The sequence below is a fragment of the Pseudomonas sp. MF5691 genome, from assembly GCF_016405645.1.
Lineage (GTDB): Bacteria > Pseudomonadota > Gammaproteobacteria > Pseudomonadales > Pseudomonadaceae > Aquipseudomonas > Aquipseudomonas shahriarae.
The window spans coordinates 170,950-193,949 of sequence record NZ_JAEKDC010000006.1; the positions used below are offsets into that span (position 1 = coordinate 170,950).

Genomic DNA, 23,000 nt, shown 5'->3' on the forward strand with positions numbered 1-23,000 from the left:
GACGATCGCTTGACGCAGCGCACTTGCCCCTGCGAAATCAGGATGTACCGCGACGCTGCCTTAACGTCCTGATGGCTCATGGCTGTGTGGTCAGGAAAGACAACTCTTCTGAAACACCATTCTTCTAAATTTAACCGGTCAAGCTAGCCCAATCCCACCTTGGAAGCCGGGCCAGAGTGTATAGGCTTCTTCCGGGAATGGTCGATCCTCCTGCCGTCACTATCATCCTCCACGATTCAAGTAAGGTTGAATAAAATTGAGCAGTTCCCATACCAAGATTTTTGATGAGAAACAAGCTAAAGACTCCGCCATTCAGGCTCTATTCGGCGTTACCGTGGTGGTCGTCGTCATGTTTTTCATCGCGATTTCATATACTAGCGGCGATGATCCTGAGCCCGAAAAATTTGCCATATTTATGTGTGGTGCCTTGCTTGGCTCAATTTATGTGTTCTTGGGTTTGGTAGAAGTCACCTTGATGCATCGCATCATGAATCTTAAATCAAGCTTGTTGTTGTGGGCCTTCTTTGTGGCATGCCTAGGCTACGTCGCTAGGACAATTGCCTCAGTGGACATCAACATCATATTCCACATGGAAGCCAGCGCTTTTCCGATGACGTTGATAGCAGCCACTTTATTGCACATGATCAACCTCCTGTTTTGGTTTTTCTTTATCTCAGGAATTGTGTGCTTCCTAGTGGCCGTTAGCTCGGTCATGGAAGGGCTTCATCTTGGTAAAGGGCTCATGCTCATAACCTGCCAAGTCGTTGCTGGGCTAGCATTCATGATCATTTCTTGGTTTTCGCATTACAAGATTGGGAAAGAGGGTGTGAGACATCAAATAATTTACAGAATCGCTCACTCCGTAGATTTCAATGCACACTCTCCCTGTGCAAATATAGACAGTGCCAAGACGGCCATGGTGTTTTTGGATGCCGACAAGCGCTTGGCTCTACTTGCCCCGATCCTAGACGAGTTTGCAGGTTTCGAGTGGAGAATAGTGCCTTACCTGCGCTCGGTTCCTATTCCAGAAAATTTCCAGACAGTCGTATGTGAATATTCCGTCTCAAGCGAAAACGCCACAGCGCCTTGGGACATCGAACGGCATCAGTAGAGTATTTTTCGATTTGAGCATGGTCGGTCACTGCATTCGCGGCCGGCCAAATCCTGGAGTTTCAGCTCGATGCAAGCCGGTGGAGCCCCATTCGTGCTTCGCTCGATTTTCATCAGACGTTCTCGTTGTACCGGTATTGAGGAAAGATTGGAGTAGGGCGCACCTGCCTGGCAGTCAGCATTAACCGACCTCGTAAGCTACTAATCTAAGCATCTGCCTCGCTCAATCCATAGTTATCTTGCTTGGTTGAAAAGCAGGCAAAGAACTGAGCCGCCATCAAAGATGGCAACCTCAGCCGGTACCACAAGAGCGGAGAACCTTGGCCGTACTGATTGTTTTTCTCAATTTAAGCTTCAACTGTAAAACATTAAATCTATCGTACCAGTCAGCCCCTCGGAGACATAACCGCTTAAAGGAAATTAAGTGCGCCTAGTTTACTGACTCCTGTGATTGCTGCCGCTCGCCCAGCAATGCATTGATTATGCAAGAGGATTGAGCCTCATCCATTAAGTACACTTAGTATACTATTAAGGTGATTAATGGCACATTGCCAATATCCATTGCCTTGCAAATTCCCATGCTGATTATTTAGTTGGGATCACTATCCAATTACGAACGATGAAGAGTCACCTTGACAAGCTTGGCTGACGGCCTACTCTCAAGCCCACGACGCCAATGAGCAGGCTTGCTACATGGCCTCAATAATGCGGGGAGAAGATCAGATGAAAAATGACCCCACAGTTGTGCAGGTAGACTTTACAGTCATAGATGTTCTGTTCGCCGACGAAGACTACTCCGCGGTAGAGCAGAACTACAAGCTAGTTACTTATCAAGACTCCAAAACACGCATCATCCTTGATTATAGCCTGGAACCCATGAGTCCAGACGGCCTGAGCGAAACGGATGAGGATGGGGCGCTCCCCAAATAGCTGCCTCATGAGTCATGTGAAGGCGGCACTATTGACTGCATGACGAGTGTGCTCTTGCTTTCGGAAACGTTTTGGAGAGTGAAATCGCATGAAAGAAGTCCCCCCGGATGAGCCCACGATTCGCACGATTGTTATCGCTGCGGCTATAAAACTCAACGCATCTGGAGAGACTCGACCATTTTTAACCTGGGTAGCCGACGCAAATACAAACCTCATACTTGGAGGCGTCATCCTAATACCTGAAGGATTAGAGCCAGAACATGAGTAGATAAGGGGTGCCCCTAAGTCCTCCTGGAATTTCTAAGCGTGAAGTGCGGATATACGAGCAAACAATATCAAGCTAGGTTTAATTAAAGACACCTTTCGAACCAACCACACCGACAGACATCCGATTCCGCTTTACAGGCAGAGGTAGCTATGAAGCCCCTTATTGATCATGCAGCCGATCACGCCGCAACCATTCTCGCCCGATGCGATGCACAAGTGGACTACTCCGCGCTAAATGAAGTGGTGGCGGGCTGTCTGGGGTATGAGACCTTTGCTTTCGTAACTGAAGAGGAGGGTGCGGCTGAGCTCTCTCATCATCTCGGGGAAGCCGAAGCATTGGTGCTCAACGTAAAGCTGGGTTCCGAACGAGCAGTGACCATCTGCGGCGCATCGGAGCCCTGCCTGACTGCATGCCTGGAGGGTCTTGAGCAGGCAGCCAAGATGATCACCCGGGAGGGCAAAAGGTCTTGTATGTCTGTCTATCGTGGATTCAAGGACTTTTACTTGCGGCATGCGCATGACGATATCCGCCGCCGTTTAATCGAGGAAGGGCGTGAAGCCACCACCTTCAGCACCCTGCACCCTACTGATGACGACGAGCCCTCAACGTTGTGGACTGCGTCTGACCACTGGGTGTTGACGTGCCATGGCACATGCAAACACGGAGATGGGAAGACACACGCCACCACATGCAGCGTTACGTACGCAAAAGCCGGTCGGGCAGGCCTGGTTTTCGAGACCTTCGAGTCTAATTTCAGCCAGCTCGAAAGCTTGCATCTCTCGCTTGAAGTGTTAGTGCCGGATATTCAAGTCGTGGCTGAGGATGGGACGGTTTGCCGCCCCCGGGTGACGTTGATTTTGGATAACACAAGCATGAGGATTTTGAAAAGCGCGGTTGGTGACGATGAAGACGCCACCGAATTGGCGTTAAAGGCTTTGGAACAATCACTCGGTCGACCTGTGCAAGTGCATACCACTTCTTACGTACACCAGGGTCAACCGAAACGGCTCATCGTTGACGTGGGCGAAGCAGACTGGAACGAATCATTCAAGAAATGTGGCGAGCGACATGGGATTGAGGTAGGGCAGCGATCCCGCAGGCCTCAAAACGGAGGTTTGATAGAGCGCTTATTAGGATCTCTCAGCACCACTGAAATCCACCGTCGGCTCCATGATTGCGTCTACACGATGGAGGATTTTTTGCGATTGCTAACGGCTGAAATTCGACGCTATAACGATTCCGTTAGCGAGCGAAGCTGCCTTACGCCAGGTCAGCGGTGGGCTCAGTTTTACGGCTCCCTTAGTGGCAAAAACTGACACTCAAGTCTTCCATGACCCACCACATGACCTTATCTAACCCTCCAGAGCCGTTCCCGGTTGAAGCCGATATGGAACGGCTTTGTCTGGATGGAAATCAGCAACCATTGAGTTCTACGACAATTACCCCGAGAGCAGGTCATGCACCACGCTCTCCAGTTTGCTGCCCGCCCGAGCCCAATGCAGGCACTTCACTTCCTGTCTCTAACTGGGTGGCAGTCAACATGGACGGGGCTGCTACTGACCAGAATGGGACTACGAAGGCGTAGGTGATCTCCGCATTCAGCTTCACCAGCTTGCAGGGACGCTCCGCTCGCTGTTCAGCCGCTTGCAGGCTTTGCTCAACGGCTCGACGAGCCGCGGGACTGATTCTATATCTGTGGAATTTGAGGAAGACATGCTCAAGGGCCAACTGGCAGAAGCCATCTGGACAGTGAGGGTGCCTGAACAACGGCTCGAAGCAGAACTCAATCAATTGGAGCATCACACCTAGGTTGCAGCGGTTCTGCATGAACATTCCGCACACAAAATCTACGAGCACAGGTACTGCAGTGTCGAATGCAAGGTGCTCTTCCGCCAAGTAGCTACGCAGGCGGTTGATGCCAAAATTCGCAAACGTCTCACCCTGATTCATCATGACGATGAGATCCACCGCCCGAACCGAAACAAAGCTACGCCTGGCCATGACGAGTCGCATTACGGCCAGGGAATACTCCTCCTGCGATAGCCCATCTGCCCGTTGGGCTTCCCTCAGCAACATTTGAGTGGACGCGCCAACGATCCCCAGCATGCCGGCAAGATCGCGCAACCGCGCATCAATCGACAGAAGACCTGCACCATACTCTTGGCAAGCGAGCAGGACTGCATGGTCTTCATCGCCCAGGATGTCCTCAAGCATCTGCATCTGCTCGGACGCCTCAGGCGGCCCGTATGCCGGCACCACCTGACAGAACGCCCCGATAGCCTTCTCGATCGATTCGAGATACTCACGATCCTTGCGCCAAGCGTCTTCAGTGAGCTCTTGCATGCCAAGATGGCCACCGTGGGAAAAGAGTGTACCGCTCTTTCGGTAGTGGGCCGATTTCTCCAGCTTTACGTCCAAGAGTTGCTTGGTGGCAGCTGTGACGTACAAACGAGGGAAAAGCTCCAGGACATCGAGTAAACCGAGGGTTGCAAGCTCCACCAGCATAGACAGGTCAATGAGCCATGCCTGATCCTGGGATGTGTCCGTCGGGAAGACATCGTGGGGGCCTAACCCCGTCGATACTTGAAGAAGCGCCCCTTCATCGGGCCAACCCCTCACCAGTTCAATGACGTCCGTACCCAGCAGGCGTGCGAGCAGGCCTAGGGTGGCGTGATGCTGACCGTACAGGCTGATGGTATTGAGGCCTTGAGATTTCTTTTGCTCTAGCTGATCGACGAAGAAAGCCGTATCGATCTCGCCATCATCCCGGGTTGGAATACTCATCGCCACGACTGTCTTGCTCGGGACGACCGAACTGGACACCCGCTCGTAGGAAAGGTCGATCAGGCGTCGATGGAGGGTGATGATCCGTTTCACCGTGAGCGTCTGCTCTCCGACCACACTGCTGACGGTTGTGGTATCACCCACTTTCAAACCGAGCAGTTGGGCGGCCCGCGACGAGTCCGCGGCAACGAATTCACCTGCAGGTGCCAGTGGCGGCTCAGAGGCAAAATCGATTGAGACATATCCAGTCCTGCCGGTGCTGTCTTCAAGCTCGACAGCGGTGCCTTCCTCAACCGCAGAGGGAAGGGCATGAACGACCTCAATCTCCTTCGATGCTAGGAACATGAGAGAGATGTGGCCAGCTGCTGCTTCAACATCCTCCCCATTCAACCGCATCGCACGGTAGATACGGTCAAGGCCACGTTCCAGCAGACCTCTACTGAGCTCTGCGTTGGCCAGCTTCAACTGTTCTTGAGCGGAGCCGCTCAGTTGTGCAGGTAACCGGGCAAGAGCCTCATCCATCCGACCATGGCTTTCGTTCGCCAGAACTTGAATGAGCAGTAACCAGCCTGCGGCCTCACCAGGACTTTCAGCGACGAGCAACTCAGCCATCTCGCGCATTCTTGGCCAGTCACAGGCCTCGCCGTAAACACTCAATGCCACTTGGCGGGCGTCTGCTGAGTGTCGCCATTCTCCCGGAAGTGATTCCAATAGGTCTCGAACTTTGGATCTTTGACCACTGAGCGCGTAGCAGTGCAGTAAATCAACATGCAGGGGACTGAACGAGTCTCTTGGTAGGAGGCGTTCAAGCATCGCAATGGCGTCACCGTAACGTCGCACATGAAGCATCCATTGCGATGCCATGGATAGATCCAGTAGGTCAAGGCTCTGCGGTGCGAGCTCAGCAACGCGATCTCCGAAGGCCTGACGCATCTCCTCGTTGCCCGCATACGCCCGGGCAGCAAACACACCATCACATATACTGCTGTTTTGCGGCGTGATACCGAGATGGGCGAGCTCATTCCGCACGGCCTCGTGCTGACCTTCGCGTAACAGCAGCTCCCAGTGCAAATGCCTCAGCATACGAGTCGCTCTGAGAGAGACATCCGTATCAGCCTGACTGAGCTGAGCGCTGTAAGCCGCGGCAAGCATTTCCGGATTGTTGGCAACCAGGCACGCCTGCCCAAAAACCACACGAGCTTCATCAGAGAGCTGTTCGACACGATCAGCGCAGCAAGCAACAGCTTCGCTGTGACGCTGGAGATCGCAGAGCGCCTCCAACTCCACCCTAACCGTTAATTCGTCCTCGGGAACGCCACGCTGCCTACCAGCTTTGATCATGTTCAACGCTTCAGCTGGCTCACCCAGCAAAAGATGCGCATACGCTAGGTGAAAGACAATTTCGGTTTTTGTCCTGGGGCTCTGCTCAGCCCATAACACACCCTCGCGATCATCGAACTTCGACATGGCGTCGAGGATCAGCACACGCCGATCCTGGGGCTGCGATCGCGTGTTCACGTGGAAGGGGTTGGCAGTGGCCAATCGAAGGACAAACCGGAGATAATTTTCGAGTATGAAAATTGAGCCGTCAGACTGCTCCATTGCCGTCCGGATGGCACCCACCGCGCCTTCATCATCCCCGGCCCCGGCCATTGAGCTGGCTACCATCTGCCAAGCTCCCGACTTGTCACGGAACGCCTCAGGTATTTCTTCGGCCGTCAGCTGCTCTCTGTTTAAGAGCCTCGCATTTGTCAGTGCCACCCAGACTGAGTACGAATCAGGGAAGCGCGCGATGGCCTCCTGTCCAACCTGGATCGCAGTCTGTACGTCGTTCTTGAGCATCCACGCCCGGACAAAGCCTGCCGCAATACGCTCATCGTCCTGGTATAGGCTGGCAGCCATTTCGAGGTCTGCCGCGGCTTTAACGTCATCAGCCAAATGCCAGGAACACATCCCACGGAGGAAATACCATCGGGCCTGTTGGTGCGCATCGTATGTGTCAAGACCGTCTTCTAGCACCTCCAGCTGAGCCAGCGCATCGCGGTAACGGTGGTCGTTGTGCAGTTGACTGATGCGATCGAGCTGGCGAGAGGCGAGGGTGTTATCTGATATCGGGTTCGCTGGCGGAAGCTCATCCGCGAGAAAGCTGCTCGTGGCAGGGCGGCTGCCTGAAAGAAGAGGCGCTAGGTATTCCGCTAGAGGGGCAAGCTGAGTGTGCCGCTCTTGGCTAACAACTACAGTGCCCAAGCTCAGGTCTTTGATGGCTTCACGCATGAGCCGCGCCCTGTGAAAATCTTGAGCTAGTCCTTCCAAGTGCAAGTGAAGTGAGGTCAGGTCGATTTCTGCGCCACTGCCATTCAGCTCAGCACAAACGCCGACCAGCTTCGCCCACACAGCGCCACTGTCTTTATGGGGCAACGTGTGCTGGATCAATTGCCTCTGCAACCCAACTTCATGGCCACGTTCCGAATCCAGATCATGAGGAAAAAACTTGAGGTGGAGCGCAAACTGCCGCAAATCTTCGTCCGCAACAGGCGCTTCGTTGTAGTGCTCAGCAGCAGCTCTAATAGCCGCGTACGCAGCCCTGTTCCGTTCATTGCTCCCTTCAGCATGAACGCGGGTGTACCAGGTGTCGTGCGACAGTGAGCCGAGCGCAAGTCTCACAACCTCGACAGCGCTTTCCATGTGCGATGAGCTTGCTACGTGATAAACGATCAGGTTGTCGTCGACGCCTCGCTGGAATGGCGGCGCTATGAAGTCGAGCCAGGCAAGACCCACGGACTCTTTGAAAGCTTCGTTACTGGCGATCGCCCGAGGCGACCGCTTCATCTGCATTCTGATAGTAGCTTTCTGGCCGGAGCCAGGAGATACAGCCTGGATCACAAGGTCGTCGGTGTTATGGCCGAACCTCCTGCCTTGGAACAGCAGGGTCTCGATGACAAAGCCCTCACGCAACCCTGCACAGTGGTCGCCAAGGCACATAGCGAGTAGGCGCACTGCCTGTACACGATGTTCGAACGCAACACCTCGTGCACCTGTAGAAATAGGGCTTGCGACCTGTTTCTGCGGGCTTGTCGATTTAGAAGCGGGAGCTTTTGCTGCCTTAGTCCGTGGAGGCCTTGCCATACCTGGTTCGCGCAAATGAGATGCTGGCCATCTTATCACCGGAGACATGGGCGGAGTGGCATTAGAGATCCAATCTACTTCCAGGGCGACTGCGGCGCCGGCGAGGCGAGGGCTTGCAGCCATGGGCGGCGGGCGGTTCGAGAGTTTATAGGCTTGCCACCAATCTAAGGCACGTTGAAACTCAAATACTGTACATGCATGCAGTTGTTTTATTACCCCCTGGGTCTTGGTAACCATCCCAGCATTCAAGGGCAGGGCACCAGTGACCGTCAGCGACAAACTCCCGCCCATTGAAAAGAGCTGAAAGCCCCGTGTTTTTGGCCATCGGGGCTTATCTGCTTGTCCCTGAAGATTGCTAGACGGAGGCGCGGTTTAGTTTAAGTAGGACATGGCGCATTACTGTGTATGCATACAGCTTTCTTTGAGCCGCAAGTCTGTCCTCACATCGATAGCAAAACTCTGGTAGGTAGTCGTGGCTCTTTACGCCCTGTACGGTACCACTCGTTCGATCACGCTACGCCATGACCAGGTCACTTTTGGGAGTTTCGTGGATGAGCAGGAATGGACGCCGACGCCGGGCACGACTTGGCATCGCACGAATGATTACAAGGCTCCAGCTACTTGAAAAACTGGGCCAAGCAGCAAAGTACAGTTTGCGGCAGCGCCTTTGGGAGAGCATGGCCGTGTTCCTGCGAGGGTTAGCTGGAGCTAGGCTTGAGAGCAGCAAAGATCAGCCAGAGCGGCTCGGGTGCTTACCCCATGGAGCTATTTTTGTGCAGGGAAAAACGAAGAGGAGGGCGCATGTAACGATCATGCACTCGATTTTTCGTTGGCCGGGGCGTCCAGGTTTAGGGGATTTTCGTCCGAAAATAGCGAAACGCTGACACCGGCTCTTGGGCACTCAAGGATCAGGAAATCAGATGGACTGAGGAGGGCGGTCGTGCTTCGCTGCTTGAGTAAACTTGCGTAGTTTTAAACATCTAACTCCCTAGTCCAGCAAATTTGAGAAAATGTTTATCTTGATTGATTCGATCTTGAGTAATGAATCACAAACGTTATCGCACCAGTCTATGATTCGAGCTGCTCGCACAACCATGTCGTGATCGCCACCGGAGATGCGGACAAATGGAGCCCACTTAGGATTTGGTATCACGCTCTTAATTTCCACATGCAGCCTTGCCTGGGAATACCTAGTCGTCCAGCTAGCAGGCGGCGAAAGACAAAACTCGTAAAACTCCCGACCATCAAGCGGTCTCAAAGAATGAAGGCATTTTTGTTTAACGTAGATTGACCACAAAAGCAGTTTTTCAAGCGCCACTAGCTTTAGCCGATCCGCACTGCACGATCGATATGCTCGAATTACCTCAAACGAGTCCATCGCGACGGTGAAGCATTTTTTAGGAAAGCAACTTTCGACATAGGCTTCGGCCTGTGGCTTCGTAAAAACTATTACGTCTCTCTGGTGCATGCCAAATAACGGAGGCGGGCGATTCTGTTTGTGGTAATCCGTGTCCAGATTCGCAGTATCCTGATCATGAATGACTCCGCGTGCTTTCGATAGCTGCTTACGCGTCCAGCCCAACCGGTACTGGCGCGACGTTTCGCTGGGTGACGGGCGAATCGGGGCTGGCTGATCGAGCTGAGTGACGCGGAAACCCACGGCTCGATCAAGCAACTCACTCGGAGAACACTCCAAGCCAGGCATTTTGGGAAGTCTCCACATTAACTTATTGAGCAACGCCTCCGTGAGTATTGGATCGACTTCGTCCACTGATGGAATGGCGCTCATACCCAGACCGTGCCTGTATCTGGCTATCGTGTCTATAAGGGTTTGAGGAACGGGGATACTGTAGTCCCGCAGATGACCTCGCATAGTGAAGCGGGGATCGTCCGAGCCTATTGATGAGAAGCACGACATTGAAAAGTGAAGTCGCGCTGAGCGCCACTCCTTGAAGCTGAGGCACAAGTGATAGCAGATCGAGCATACGAACAAACTACGCTCAGAAACCTTGGTGGACGGCGTCAGGTTGGCTAGGTAATGAAGGTACGCCTGGGTTTGGGAGTCGTCTTGCTCACTGAAGGGCATTCGGGGAGCTCTATTCAAGTCGGAGCTCGACAGCTTGGGCTGGACACCCAAGTCCAAGCTCAAAAACTCAAAGAACCGATTTAGCACGTATCCAAATTGGGGCTCTTTTATGGGCTGGACGAATGGCTTCCAGTCTTCACTAAGGCGCTCTATGCCTTCATCAATGTCGAATCTCGCATTTCGAACGCCAATCCAAGCTTCTGGAGGCCCCGCGCAGAAGGCGTTGAAGGCCCTGAGATCCGCTGCCGTAAATTCAGCCAGTGGCTTCCTTGCAATGCAAAGAGCCCAGAGGACGAACTTTTCCAGGAACTTCACGATGCGAGGCGTGCTTCGCATGTAAGGAGGAAGACTTTCGACGTACCGGCAAAAATGCTCGTAGGTTTCGACTGCGTGTGTCTTTGTTGGGAATGAGGCTAGGTAGCCAAAGATCAGGGACGATTGGGCTGCAAAACGCCCACCGGCTTCGATGTCGTTAGCGTTGGCTTCAGTACGTTGTGCGGTTTCACCGTGGTCGGTAAGCATTGATCTCGGGAACACCATGACGTCCTTGATGAGTCCGATTGCAGCGATGTACCGGCCCAATGTAGCTAATTATCTCCGCTTGGCAAACCTTGAAGACAAACGCATTGCGCAGCGCGTCTTTTATCCGATTTGGTTACGACAGCGATGATCTGAGGTAAAAAAAGCGCTTTTAAGAAAAGCATATATTTCAGCTGGTTAGGCGCAGCAGAAGCGGAGATCTAAACATTTTTCCGTTCTGGCTGCGACAGGCCAGAACGCAAAAAGACGAGTCCCAAGCCGCTTAACACTCCGGCCTGGATTCGACAGTGGCCGGCCGCAGCTCAGGTTTCACGTGAGCTGTCGAGAGCAACGCGTTGAGAAGGGATTGTTTCCGGTGATGCGACAGAGTTCCGTTTTGGTTTCAACGTTCACAGGATGCCAGAATCGGCTTTGTCGAATCAGTGCCTGACGAGGCTCATGACCATTTCTAACATGATACATAATTTAACATAATATACATTATGCGAACCTATGGGATATCCTCGTTGGGCTCTGCTTGACGCTTTTCACCAAGCGGCCCCCCGTGTTTCTCGCCTGCTGGAAAAACACGATGCTGAAACTCGCTGTGGCGCTGCCTACCCGTTAAACCTGGTGGATCCTTTGCGCAGAAGAAAAAGCCTGGCTAACCCAGGCTCGTACTCATGCGAACAGTTCAAGCGCAGCATCATCCCAGTCGTGGCCATGTTCAGACCAACCATTGCCAGTGTGCGGTGGAAACCCGGTACGGCAATAGCCTTGTTTCGCCGTGAAATCGAATATGGCATGCGGATAATCGTTGATTAGCAACACGGCCTTGCTGTGATCAACTGACCAACCGATCTTCAAACTGGAGGGTTTATGTTTGTCTGAAACGTCCGCGACGTTGTAGATATGCAGCGCGTCTTGAATCGGGTTGCTTTCAGCCGCTGTATCCAGGGCGTAGAAATAGCCGGTGTCCTCGTCGTCTTCGAATACGACAACGTAACTTCCTTCTTCCGCGGGTGCTTCTGTGACCGAGTTTTGGCCCACGTGCAGTTCTGATTCGGCAGCGAGGTATATTGGCATCGGGTATTCCTTTACGAGTTGAATGTTTCAGACATCAAGAATACCAACAGCCCACGGCTGGGTGACAACTGTTAACCTGCCCTATGTCTGTCAAAAAAACAAAAAAGAATAACTAAACTAAATAACTGTTTAGTTTAGTTATATAAATGTGCAGTAGAATACGATCCTGCCGCCGCTGATCGCCTATGATCGTCCCGGCTCGCGCTGTGGTGCCCCGTCCACCACCGACTCCCCTGCCCCAGCCGGCACTGTATGAAGTGGCTGCGCAATTGGCAGGCACGCTCGACTCTAGGCAGCTCAAGCTGATATCAGGTTTTAACCTGGCCCATGACCAGCACTGGCATGTGGTGGTGTATTTCTTTAACAAGGGCGTCACTTTCGGCGGTGACAAACACAAAGCCCCCCAACCCTGAGCCTGTAATTTTCCCTTTTAAGGATCGCCTGAGAGAATCCCTGACGCCCACCTCCTACCATGGACCCCGAAGCCACTCCAACACACCCAGGAAAGCTACGGGCCCTCATGTCACCTCTCAACCACTTGCCATTCTGCCGCTCCCTGCTCTGGATCAGTGCGCTGATTGCAGCGTTGCTGGCCCTGGCGCCCTGTGCGCAGGCGACGGTCAAGATTGAAGGCACGCGCCTGATCTACTTTGGCCAATATAAAGAAGCCAGCATCAATATCGTCAATCAGTCCCCCAGCGAACTGGCGGTGCAAAGCTGGGTCACCCGCGAGGACGATGATGCAACGTCGCCGGTGCCCTTTGCCGTGGTTCAGCCGCTGGTTCGCCTGGATGCTCAACAGCATCACCTGCTGCGCATTCTGTACGCCGGCGCAGGCTTGCCCAGCGATGTGGAGTCGATGTTCTTGCTTAACGTCATGGAAATCCCGCTGAAGCCGGAAGCCGCCGACAGCGTGCAATTTGCCGTGCGCCAGCGCCTCAAGCTGTTCTATCGCCCGGCCGGGCTGGCAGGCAGTTCGTCAGAGGCCGTGCCGCAACTGGTATGGAGCCGCACCGATGGGCAAACCCTGACCGTCACCAATCCCAGTGCGTTTCATCTGTCCCTGGTGGATGTGCAAGTCGACAAAGGCGGCCAGGTTCAAGTGCTGGATGACTACCTATTGCTCAAGCCCGGTGAGCGCAAAGTCTTCAGCACCCAGGCCCCCATTAGCGTCGGGAGCCAAATCAACTTTACCGAAATCACCGATATCGGCTTGCAGGCCCGCCATCGCGCGGTTCTCAAGTGATGGAACGCGGGGAATACCGACCTATGTCACCTCTTAAATACCTACTCGTGGCCACCCTGCTTGTCAGCGCTGCCCTCCCCGCTACCAGCTATGCGCTGGCCTGCCGGGTGGACGGTAGCGGCTCGGTCGCCGACACCGCACCGCTGGGTACCGCATTGGCGGTGGCGGCCGATGCGCCGGATGGCACGATTATCTGGGAGTCGGGCCCACGCTCGGTCAACGTGATTTGCAAGGATGACTTTGAGCACGGCCGCGAAGAAGTGTTTTTTTACCTGAACCCGGCAAGCGTCAGTATCGGCAAGGGCATTCGCGCCGGGATCCGCTATAACTCAGTGCCCATCACCCAAAGCAGTGGCAAGTACGGTACTGGGTTCTACTCCGACCGCGGTTGCAACCTGTCAAATTGCGTCGGTTGGGACAAGGCCCGGTTCACCCTCAACTTCAGCGTGTTTATCGAGAAGTTTGGTAGCACGCCGCAAAACGGCCAGGCCAGCACCCTGTCGCAATACCGGGTCTTTCAACTGGACGGGATTACGGGGCTCAACAGCCGGCCCAACAGCAACCTCAACTACATCGTCACCGGCGTGAACGACATCCGCTTTGTGCCCTGCACGCCAGACCTGACGATTACCCCCAGTGTCGTCAACTTTCCCAAACCCTCGCGCCTGGCAAAGGTCGGTGAAGTGGCGAGCACCGCTACCTTCAATCTGAGCCTGCGCAAAGCCTGTGACACTCCGTACACGGTGAGCGCTCGCTTCGCCACGACACCGGGCGGCGGGAGCGTGATCGATGGTTTGTTGGTACCCGCTAATAACAGCTCCGTGGGCATCGCGTTATCCTGGGACTACACCCATCAAAACCTGCCATTCAATGAATGGTTCCCCTTGGCCAAAATGAATGGTGCCAACCAGACCTTCCGCCAAGACTTCAGGGCTGATTTGAAGTGGCGCGCCCTGCCTCAGCCTGGTGCGTTCGATGCCGCGGTGGTCGTCGATATGTTCTACAAGTAAGCCCATGGGCGCTTTTAAGGATCGTCTTATGCCCAGGCGGCGGATGGCTCATTAAAATCCGCCGATGCGATTTAAAAGTTATCTGTTCCAGATCAATCCCGTCCTGTCCCGACCCGAAGCAGCCAGAAGGCTGCTTCGTCTTTTCGCCATCGTGTTATTGATTGGCATCTTTAGCGGTGTCTACACGTTTCTGCTGTCCACGTTCAACAATGACATCTCTCAGCGGCGCGGCTACATGAGCAGCGCGATTGCCGAAGCCCATACGTTTTTCACCACCCGCGAAGCCTTGCTCGAAAGCCTGAGCCTGTCGGCGGTGCGCAAATCCATGCAGGCCAAAGCGCAAGCGTATCCGGCTTCCAGCGAAGAGCAGCGCCTGCAGTTGGGCAGTACACCGGGCAACCAGTGGAGCATCTGGCTGACCTCACGCATGCGCAACTACCTGAAGGTCAAACAGGTCAACCTGCTTTACGTGACCGCCGGCCCCAACCCGCAATTAACCCGACTCTACGATTCGACGGCGCAGGTATTACCGTTCTCCCAATGCATGCTCAATCGCCTCAGGACGCTGAAGAAACGCAACCCAGTGGACCCAGGCGAACTCTGGCTGAGTGACCAGAGCGAAGGGCATTCACATTTGTATCTATTCATTCTGCTGGATGAGCGTGACCCCAATTCCGGCTGGCTGGGCCTGGAAATGGAAAGCCACGAAGTGTCCATGACCCTCAATGACCAGAGTGCGGGCGAGTTCATGATGCTCAATTCCAAGGGCATGCTGGTCTTTACCAATAGCCACGAACCCCAACTGAACCAGTCATTGCTCGAGCCCCAGGGTGCGAACTTTTTCGGTTTTGTCGGCAGTGGCCTGGTGCCGGATCATCTGGTCATTCGCAAGCAACTCAAGTCGTCGGACTGGCAACTGATGTACTCGATCAACCTGCGGGATGTGGTCCGCGGATTGTGGCGCGAACTGCTCGGTTCGCTGGTGTTTTGCCTGTTCAGTGTGACGCTGATCTGGCTGGTGATGCGCCGGGTCAACCAGCGCTTCATCATCCCCTCGATCAACGGGATTCAGGCACTGATTGAAAGCGAGGCCTTCAGTCGCGACGTGATCCAGACCGCGCCGGTCGCCTTGTGCGTGCTGCGTCGCACCGATGGCCAGGTTGTGCTGGAAAACACCCTGGCCCAGCATTGGCTGGGTAACGGCCTGGAGCGCGAAGCGCTGTGCACCGGCTGGATCCGCCAGGCGTTCGATAGCGCTCCGTCCGGGCATTGCGACTACTTCGAGACCCTCGACGGCCGCCACCTTTACCTCAGCAGCGCGCCTACCCGCTATAGAGGCGAGGACGTGCTGTTTTGCGCCTTCAGTGATATCAGTGCGCGCAAGCAAGTTGAAGCCGCCCTGGAAGAGGCCCGGCAGTCGGCCGACGCAGCGAATGCCGCGAAAACCCTGTTTCTGGCGACCATGAGCCATGAAATACGCACGCCGCTGTATGGCGTACTGGGCACCCTGGAGCTGTTGGCCCGCACCCAGCTCGACAACCAGCAAAAAGACTATCTGCATGCAATAGAAGGCTCTTCGGCCACCTTGTTGCAACTGATCTGCGACGTACTCGACGTGTCGAAGATCGAGGCCGGGCAACTGGCTCTGGAACTGAGTGAGTTCTCGCCGCTGGACCTGGTCAATGAAATCATCCAGGGCTATGCCGCCGCTGCCATGGGCAAGGGCTTGCAGCTCTACGCCTGCTTTGACCCCAAGTTGCCCGAGCGGTTGATCGGGGATGTCACGCGCATTCGCCAGATCCTCAATAACCTGCTGAACAACGCCGTGAAGTTCACCGACTACGGGCGCGTGGTGCTAAGGGTCAAGTTGCTGGACCGCGACGACGAGCGCTCCAGCGTTCTGTGGCAAGTGTCCGACACCGGCAAAGGGATTGCCCAGGAAGACCAGGCGATGATTTTCGAACCTTTCTACCAAACCGAAGGCAACACCAACGTGGTGGCCGGGACCGGGCTCGGCTTGCCGATTTGCCAGCGCCTGACGCAATTGATGAACGGGCATATCCGTATGGTCAGCGAACTGGGCCTGGGCAGCAGTTTCAGCCTGACCCTGCCCCTGGAAGAGGCGCCCTGTACGCCCATGAGCAGCTTGTTGGCAGAGACGATCTATGTGGTTTCGCCGATCCCCGAACTCGCTCAATCCATCGGCGGCTGGTTACGCCGTTGGGGCGCCCGCGCACAGATCGGCCAGCCGACCCACCCCGAGGGCCAGTTACTGTTGGAACTGCATCCAGGCAGTTTCGAACAGCCACTGGTGCCCGCCTGGCCGGGGCCGGTAATCCTGGTGAGCAGCAACAGCAGCAATGGCCAGCAGAGCGAGACCGGCGCGTGGCATGCCAACCTCAATCAGTTGAGCGCGATTCACCAGGCTGTCAGCCAGGCGCAAGGGTTGTGGGTGGCCAGGGTCGACGAGCAGGCGCACACGCGTGAACTGCGCAAGCTCAACCTGCATGTGCTGGTGGCCGAGGACAACGTTATCAATCAATTGATTTTGCGCGATCAGCTTGAGGAACTTGGCTGCACCGTAGAGTTGGCCTGCGATGGTCATGAAGCGCTGCTGCTGTGCAAGGCCTCACACTTCGATGTGGTACTGACGGATGTGAATATGCCCAGAGTCAACGGCTATGAATTAGCCAGGGAGTTACGCAGCCAAGGTTGCTCGCTGCCCATCATCGGGGCTACCGCCAACGCCATGCGCGGCGAGGCCGACTTGTGCCTGGCCGCAGGTATGAACTATTGCCTGGTCAAACCCTTTGCGTTGCGGGCCCTCTTTAATTACCTGGAGCCTTACGCACGGATCCCCCATGAAGCGCTATAGTATTTTGATCGTCGAGGACCATCCTCTGCAGCACTTGTACCTGCAGAACCTGCTCAATGAATTGGGAGACTTCATGCTTGAAGCCGCCCAGGATGGGAACGAGGCACTGGAGCGTTTGCGCCAGCGGGATTTCGACCTAGTGCTGACTGATCTGCTGATGCCGGGCATGGATGGCGTGCAGTTTATCCAGAGCCTGGCAACCCTGCGCTGCAAGCCCGCCCTGGCCATTATGAGTGCCGCGTCGCGGCGCATGTTGATGGCGGCCAGCCTGGTGGCGAAAAACCTTGATGTGAAAGTCATCGGTCTGATCTCAAAACCCGTCGCCGCCGACGCGCTGCGCAGCCTGGTCGGCCAACTCAATCACAAGGATCGCAGCCCTGACCCGTCGCTCCCCGCCGCAGCGGAAATTGGTCGGCATACGCTGCTCCAGGCCATGGGTAACGGGCAAATCCAGGCGTGGTTCCAACCCAAGAAATCCTTGGCCAACGGCCGTATCGTCGCCGCTGAAGCGCTGGTGCGCTGGATGCACCCCGAACAAGGGCTAATGTTGCCCGCGGCGTTTTTGCCGGCAATCAAGACCTTCGAACTGGAGGAGCGCTTGCTGTGGCTGGTGCTCAAGCAGGCCATTCATGCGCAGGAGCGATGGCGTCAGCGCGGATACGATGTTCCAGTGTCGATCAACCTGCCGACCCATCTGCTCAATAGCCATGACTTGGCAGACCGCCTGCTGGATTTTGTCCTGGATAACCAGGGTATTCCGGGAATGATCTGCTTCGAACTGATGGAGTGCTCGGTGCCCCAGGACATCAGTAACTTCTATGCCGGAGCTTGCCGCCTGCGTATCAAGGGGTTTGGCTTGTCCCAGGACGATTTCGGCAAAGGCTACAGCTCATACCTGAACCTGGTCTCGACCCCTTTTACCGAGCTCAAGATCGACCAGGCGCTGGTACAAGGCTGCCACGATAACGAAGGCATGACGTCGGCCCTGGCCAGTATCATCGCACTGGGCCGTAAACTGGGGCTGACCGTGGTTGCCGAAGGCGTCGAAACGCCCCAGCAGCTGGCCCTGCTGCGCAAAATTGATTGCACTCAAGTTCAGGGTTTCCTGATCTCTCAGGCAGTCTCCTCGGAACAATTTCAGCAACTGTTGAACAATGATGGCCCCGCGACATCTCATTAGCCTGCGGCCCGAATTTGTCTAACCTCTATCAGGAGTAAGCTCCATTCAGTGCCGATTTCTCATCCGCCTGCGAAACCCCTTAATGAAGCACAACGACGCCATCCTTGAAGCATTCACCCGCAGCTCACTGCGCCTGAATAAAGGGCTGATGGTGGTGCTCGGTCTCGCATTGCTGTTGGCGGGCACCAGTTACTGGGCACTGCAGCGAGTGATCGACGAGCAGTACGCCGCCGTGCGTTTTCATTTTGCCCGGCTGATGGAAAATATCCAGGAACAGGAAACGTTCTTGAGAACCCTGGCGCAGCCCGCTATCCAGCGCGATCTGATCAGTGACAAAAACACCCAGGCCCGCCTCAAGGGGCAAAGGCTGGATGCGTACAACACGCGTTTTGAAGGCCGCGAGTTCGCCTTTTCGGTGCCCTTCAGCAGCCGATTCGATGAGCAACGGGTCAGCGCTGGCGAGCAGCAGAAGATATTTGCCCTGGGGACCCACCTGGCCAGTTACTACAGCGCATTCTGGTCATCGTCGCCCTACCCTTCACCCCATGCGTTTGTCTTCAATCGGCTCGTCAACTACTACATAACGGTGCCGGCGGTCGGCTACCAGCGCGGCGGGAAGACCGCCTACAACGGCCCCTCCGCCGAGCGGGCCGACGCCGTGCAACAAAGGCTGGGGCAACTGCCTCAGCCTCTGGCGGACGATCAGCTTTACTGGGAAGCCTACGTCACCTCCGGCGAAGACCTTGCGCCTCCGCGTCTGCTGGCCTACATCGGCATTACCCTGAACCCCCAGGTGATGCGCAGGCATGAAGGCAATAAACAGGTGCTGGTGGCCACCCTGCTGGATATGGCCCAAGTCAACGATGTGGAGCGCACGATCGAGTCGTCCGTCTACGACCGCTTCACCCTGCTCTCACCCAGCGGCCAGACGCTGGCGGGGCCTTCTGTCCTGGCCTCTTCGCTGAGTGAGGGGCTCAACTTTCGGGCCACCGGCCTGGAGTTCAAAATTACCCACGACACCGAGCAGCAGTGGACCGCGATCTATGGGATCAGCTACAAGCATTTTTTTCGCTATGCCTTTTGGCCGCTGACCAGCCTGGCGCTGTTTATCTGTGCGGTGCTGGCGATCTCCTGGGCCGGCACCCGCTGGTATCGCAAGCAAGTCATTCGCCCGGCGCGCCAGGCCCATGAACGCATCGCAGAGAGCGTGGCCTTTAGCCGTGTGATCATCGACACCGCGCCCACTGGGCTGTGTGTGGTGGGCCGCGCAGATGGTCAGGTGTTGATCGAGAACCAGCGTGCTCAGCAATGGCCGGGCACGGCCAGGCTGGTGGCTGCCCTCGGCCGCATCCAAGAAAGTGCCGAGAGCGGCGAAACCTACCTGGAGATCGAGGGCCGGCATTTGCAGGTTGGCTTTGTCTCGACCCGTTACCAGGGCCAGGATGTGCGCCTGTATGCGTTCAGCGACGTCACCCGCCATGTCGAGGATGCCTTGGCCCTGGAAGATGCCAGGCGGGCCGCCGACGCGGCCAACGAAGCCAAGACGCTGTTCCTGGCGACCATGAGCCATGAAATTCGCACGCCCTTGTATGGCGTGCTGGGCACCCTGGAATTGCTCGGGCTGACGCCCCTGGACCCACGCCAGAAAACCTACCTGCACACGATCCAGCGCTCATCTGCGACGTTGTTCCAACTGATCAGCGACGTGCTGGATGTGTCGAAAATAGAATCCGGGCAGATGGCAATCGAATCCATCGAGTTCTGCCCCCTGGACATGTTGGAAGACACGCTGCACACCTACACCGCCTTCGCTCAGCGCAAGGGCCTGCAACTGTATGGCTGCATTGACGCGCAACTGCCGGACTGCGTAGTCGGCGACCCCATGCGTATCCGCCAGATCCTCAACAATCTGGTGAGCAATGCCGTCAAGTTCACCGACATCGGGCGCGTGGTGATTCGGGCCAGGGCCGTGCGCCGCGGCGACGATCGCGTCGACCTCGAATGGCAGGTGACCGATTCTGGCGTGGGCATCAGCCAGGCGCAGCAAGCCAAGCTGTTCGATTTGTTCTACCAGGCCCCGGACACCGCCGGCCAAGGCGGCGCAGGGTTGGGGCTGCCGATTTGTCGCTGGCTGGCCGAGATGATGGACGGCCAGATCAAGGTCGTCAGCGAACCCGGCCTGGGCAGCAGTTTTACCCTGAAGATGCGCTTGCCGCTCGGCACCAGCGAGCTGCCGGGCCTCACGCCCATTGAACCGAGTACTTCTCCTGTGTATGTGCAGGCACCCGTGCGCGAGTTGGCGGAGTCCCTGTGCGACTGGCTCAACCGCTTGGGTATCCAGGCCACGTTGGCGGCGCTGCCCCTGGAGCAGCAGAGTGCGCAGGCGGTGCTGGTGGATATGCTGCCTGCCGGTCCCCTGCAGCCTTGGGCTGGACCGCGGGTGCTGTGTGTGCCGGGCGCGCATAGCCCGCCCCTGTGCACCGCGCAGGGCTGGGAAGTGGATATGCATGATGTGCGCGCCATTGCGTCAGTGGTTGCGCTGGCACAGCAAGGTAAACAGGCGTCAGCGCTGCGTGTCGAGCAACAGAGCGCGGGGCAGTTGGAGCTGCGCATTCTGGTCGCCGAAGACAATCCGGTGAACCAGGAAATCATCAAGGAGCAACTCGAGGCCCTCGGCTGCACGGTGACGCTGGCAGACAATGGCGAGCAAGCGATGCACCTGTGGCAACCCCAGGCCTTTGACCTGGTGCTGACGGACATCAATATGCCGTTGATGAACGGCTATGAACTGGCCCGCACCCTCAGAGAGCATGACCCCCAATTGCCTATCATCGGTGTCACCGCCAATGCCATGCGCGAGGAAGGCATTCGTTGTCTGGCGGTCGGGATGAATGCCTGGTTGGTAAAACCCTTGAGCCTGCAAACCCTGCGTGCGCAATTGATCAAACTGTGCAAACCGACATTGCGCGCCGAGCTGCTGGTGATTGACACGGTCCAGCTGTCGGACAAAATGCGCCCGTTGTTTATCAGCAGCGTGCAGCAAGACTTGCAGCGCATCAGTGCCGCACTTGAGCAGCGTGATTGCCGGTGCCTGGCTGAAACCCTGCACTCGGTTGCCGGCGCATTGGGTGCCGTGCAGGCACTCGACCTGGCCCAGGCGTGCATCGAGCTGGAAAGCCAGTTGGCAGTCGGTCGGCTCAATGCCGGGCTGGAACTGCGGATAAAGCAGGTTATCGGCAGGCTGTCGGCCTTGCTCGGGGCGCAGCTATGAGCGCACCGCACGCCCTTGTGTACACGCGCATGGGATCACCTCACTTACTGAACCAGGATTACGGCTCCCCCCTATGAAGACATTCACTGTGGTAATTGCAGACGATCACCCCATCGTGCTTCTGGGGGTGCGTGAACTCGTCGAGAGAGACGAGCGTTTTCAAGTCATCGGCGAAGCGATCTGTTCGGCGGGCCTCATCAAATTGCTTGAGCAGCAGCCCATCGACATTGTGATCACCGATTACAACATGCCCGGTGATTCGCCCTACGGCGATGGCTTGAAGCTGGTGGAGTACCTGAAGCGGCATTTCCCCGACGTGCAGATCCTGATTCTGACCATGATCTCCAATCACCTGATTCTTACCCGCCTGCAGGAATTGGGCGTGGTGGGCGTGATCCAGAAAAGCCAGTTGCATACGGAAATTCAGGTCGCCCTCAAGTCCATTGCCCAGCAGGCGCATTACCGGAGCCTGGAGCCGGCCAAGACCTCCGTTATCGAGTCGTTGACCGCTATTGATGAACGCTTCTCTACGCTGTCGCCCAAAGAATTTGAAATATTGCGCTTATTTATTTCAGGAAAAAGTGTCAGTGATATCGCGCGCAGCCAAAATAGAAGTTCAAAAACCATCAGCGCGCAGAAGATTTCCGCCATGCGAAAACTTGAAGTAAGCAGCGATCAGGACTTGTTGGCCTACTGTCTGGAATACAATATTTTTAACTAAACTCCTTTTATTAAGCCCGCTATAAAACCGATTACCCCTCACTTAAGTGCTTTATAAGAATCGTCTTATTCTCTATAAAGTCCAGATTAACTATTGTTCGTTGGCAGTTTCAACCCATCACCACAACCAACACTAACGGACATCATCATGAAGAAGTTTTCCCTGGCCCTTATCGCTGTGTCAGTTATCGCCGCCAGCAGCAGTGCGTTTGCCGAAACTACCCCGGGTACGGGTACCCCGGGCGGCGGCGGCAAAATCACCTTCACCGGTTTGATCAACAACGACGCTTGCTCGGTTGATGGTGCCAACGCCGATCGCGTGATCTCCGTCGACATGGGCACTGTCTCTATCAAAGACATGGGCACCGCTGAAAACCCAGCTTCGGGCCGTGTGACCGCCAAGGACTTCAACCTCAGCGTGAACTGCAACCTGGGCACTAAAGTGGCAATGATCTTTGACGCCAAAAGTGGCGGTTCAGGCCTGGTTACCGGTAAAAAAGTCCTCGCCCTGACCCCTGGTAACGGCAGCGCAAGCAACGTCGGTATCGCACTGCTCGACAGCACTGGCGCGCTGATCGACCTCAGCTCCCCGGCCACCGCCCGTATCGAAAGCGCCATGCACGGCCAAGGCAGCGACGGCGGCGATGCAACCTTGAGCTTTGCCGCAGCCTACGTCACCACCGGTGCAGCCGGCGCCTCCACCGCGGGTCGCGGTGACGCTACCCTGCCGTTCATCCTGCAATACGAATAAACGACACGCAGCGCCTGTCACGTGCGAGGTCTTCGGAC

The 23,000-nt window shown here is 55.8% G+C and carries 14 protein-coding genes; 11 read left to right on the forward strand and 3 right to left on the reverse strand.

Annotation, left to right across the window (positions count from 1 at the left end):
• The first annotated feature begins 256 nt into the window (after window positions 1-256).
• The 3 genes from JFT44_RS11600 to JFT44_RS11610 all read left to right on the forward strand — a co-directional run bounded on the left by JFT44_RS11600 (window position 257) and on the right by JFT44_RS11610 (window position 3,624).
• A complete protein-coding gene (locus tag JFT44_RS11600; RefSeq protein ID WP_198830690.1) occupies window positions 257-1,111 on the forward strand; it encodes a hypothetical protein in 855 nt (284 codons plus the stop codon).
• A 722-nt stretch (window positions 1,112-1,833) separates the two neighbouring features.
• Window positions 1,834-2,040, forward strand: a complete 207-nt coding sequence (locus tag JFT44_RS11605; protein WP_198830691.1) for a hypothetical protein — start codon at window positions 1,834-1,836, stop codon at window positions 2,038-2,040.
• Between the two features lie 417 nt (window positions 2,041-2,457).
• On the forward strand, window positions 2,458-3,624 hold the full coding sequence (locus JFT44_RS11610) for a hypothetical protein (RefSeq protein WP_198830692.1): 1,167 nt from the start codon (window positions 2,458-2,460) through the stop codon (window positions 3,622-3,624).
• 139 nt (window positions 3,625-3,763) lie between these two features.
• Here the strand turns inward: JFT44_RS11610 and JFT44_RS11615 are convergent, their stop codons facing one another.
• From JFT44_RS11615 to JFT44_RS11625, 3 genes are all read right to left on the reverse strand, one after another.
• On the reverse strand, window positions 3,764-8,089 hold the full coding sequence (locus JFT44_RS11615; protein ID WP_198830693.1) for a hypothetical protein: 4,326 nt from the start codon (window positions 8,087-8,089) through the stop codon (window positions 3,764-3,766).
• A 1,117-nt stretch (window positions 8,090-9,206) separates the two neighbouring features.
• Window positions 9,207-10,826 (reverse strand): hypothetical protein, encoded by a 1,620-nt coding sequence (locus tag JFT44_RS11620; RefSeq protein WP_198830694.1) that lies wholly within the window; start codon window positions 10,824-10,826, stop codon window positions 9,207-9,209.
• 678 nt (window positions 10,827-11,504) lie between these two features.
• The gene (locus JFT44_RS11625) at window positions 11,505-11,909 is read right to left on the reverse strand and encodes a DUF2251 domain-containing protein (RefSeq protein ID WP_198830695.1); all 405 of its coding nucleotides are present in this window, start codon (window positions 11,907-11,909) and stop codon (window positions 11,505-11,507) included.
• 185 nt (window positions 11,910-12,094) lie between these two features.
• On the opposite strand from JFT44_RS11625, the gene JFT44_RS11630 reads away from it, so the two are divergent.
• From JFT44_RS11630 to JFT44_RS11665, 8 genes are all read left to right on the forward strand, one after another.
• The gene (locus tag JFT44_RS11630) at window positions 12,095-12,322 is read left to right on the forward strand and encodes a hypothetical protein (RefSeq protein ID WP_198830696.1); all 228 of its coding nucleotides are present in this window, start codon (window positions 12,095-12,097) and stop codon (window positions 12,320-12,322) included.
• A gap of 107 nt (window positions 12,323-12,429) precedes the next feature.
• The gene (locus tag JFT44_RS11635; protein ID WP_186625374.1) at window positions 12,430-13,155 is read left to right on the forward strand and encodes a molecular chaperone; all 726 of its coding nucleotides are present in this window, start codon (window positions 12,430-12,432) and stop codon (window positions 13,153-13,155) included.
• Between the two features lie 23 nt (window positions 13,156-13,178).
• Window positions 13,179-14,165: a hypothetical protein gene (locus JFT44_RS11640; protein WP_169989710.1), complete on the forward strand. Its 987-nt coding sequence runs from the start codon at window positions 13,179-13,181 to the stop codon at window positions 14,163-14,165.
• Window positions 14,166-14,229: 64 nt separating this feature from the next.
• Window positions 14,230-17,040 carry an ATP-binding protein gene (locus tag JFT44_RS11645; RefSeq protein WP_198830697.1) on the forward strand — a complete coding sequence of 937 codons (2,811 nt, stop codon included), beginning with the start codon at window positions 14,230-14,232 and terminating at the stop codon, window positions 17,038-17,040.
• Window positions 17,027-18,220: an EAL domain-containing protein gene (locus JFT44_RS11650; protein ID WP_057959499.1), complete on the forward strand. Its 1,194-nt coding sequence runs from the start codon at window positions 17,027-17,029 to the stop codon at window positions 18,218-18,220. The genes JFT44_RS11645 and JFT44_RS11650 overlap by 14 nt, the downstream gene beginning before the upstream one ends.
• An 82-nt stretch (window positions 18,221-18,302) precedes the next feature.
• On the forward strand, window positions 18,303-21,491 hold the full coding sequence (locus JFT44_RS11655; protein ID WP_198830698.1) for a hybrid sensor histidine kinase/response regulator: 3,189 nt from the start codon (window positions 18,303-18,305) through the stop codon (window positions 21,489-21,491).
• A gap of 73 nt (window positions 21,492-21,564) precedes the next feature.
• Window positions 21,565-22,212, forward strand: a complete 648-nt coding sequence (locus tag JFT44_RS11660; protein WP_057436542.1) for a response regulator — start codon at window positions 21,565-21,567, stop codon at window positions 22,210-22,212.
• A 147-nt stretch (window positions 22,213-22,359) separates the two neighbouring features.
• Window positions 22,360-22,962, forward strand: a complete 603-nt coding sequence (locus JFT44_RS11665; RefSeq protein ID WP_057436544.1) for a fimbrial protein — start codon at window positions 22,360-22,362, stop codon at window positions 22,960-22,962.
• Window positions 22,963-23,000: the final 38 nt, after the last annotated feature.

Coding starts and splice junctions, on each gene's coding strand:
- JFT44_RS11605 (WP_198830691.1), top strand. CDS start 1,834: ATGAAAAATGACCCCACAGTTGTGCAGGTAGACTTTACAGTCATAGAT.
- JFT44_RS11610 (WP_198830692.1), top strand. CDS start 2,458: ATGAAGCCCCTTATTGATCATGCAGCCGATCACGCCGCAACCATTCTC.
- JFT44_RS11620 (WP_198830694.1), bottom strand. CDS start 10,826: ATGCTTACCGACCACGGTGAAACCGCACAACGTACTGAAGCCAACGCT.
- JFT44_RS11625 (WP_198830695.1), bottom strand. CDS start 11,909: ATGCCAATATACCTCGCTGCCGAATCAGAACTGCACGTGGGCCAAAAC.
- JFT44_RS11630 (WP_198830696.1), top strand. CDS start 12,095: ATGATCGTCCCGGCTCGCGCTGTGGTGCCCCGTCCACCACCGACTCCC.
- JFT44_RS11635 (WP_186625374.1), top strand. CDS start 12,430: ATGTCACCTCTCAACCACTTGCCATTCTGCCGCTCCCTGCTCTGGATC.
- JFT44_RS11640 (WP_169989710.1), top strand. CDS start 13,179: ATGTCACCTCTTAAATACCTACTCGTGGCCACCCTGCTTGTCAGCGCT.
- JFT44_RS11645 (WP_198830697.1), top strand. CDS start 14,230: ATGCGATTTAAAAGTTATCTGTTCCAGATCAATCCCGTCCTGTCCCGA.
- JFT44_RS11650 (WP_057959499.1), top strand. CDS start 17,027: ATGAAGCGCTATAGTATTTTGATCGTCGAGGACCATCCTCTGCAGCAC.
- JFT44_RS11655 (WP_198830698.1), top strand. CDS start 18,303: ATGAAGCACAACGACGCCATCCTTGAAGCATTCACCCGCAGCTCACTG.
- JFT44_RS11660 (WP_057436542.1), top strand. CDS start 21,565: ATGAAGACATTCACTGTGGTAATTGCAGACGATCACCCCATCGTGCTT.
- JFT44_RS11665 (WP_057436544.1), top strand. CDS start 22,360: ATGAAGAAGTTTTCCCTGGCCCTTATCGCTGTGTCAGTTATCGCCGCC.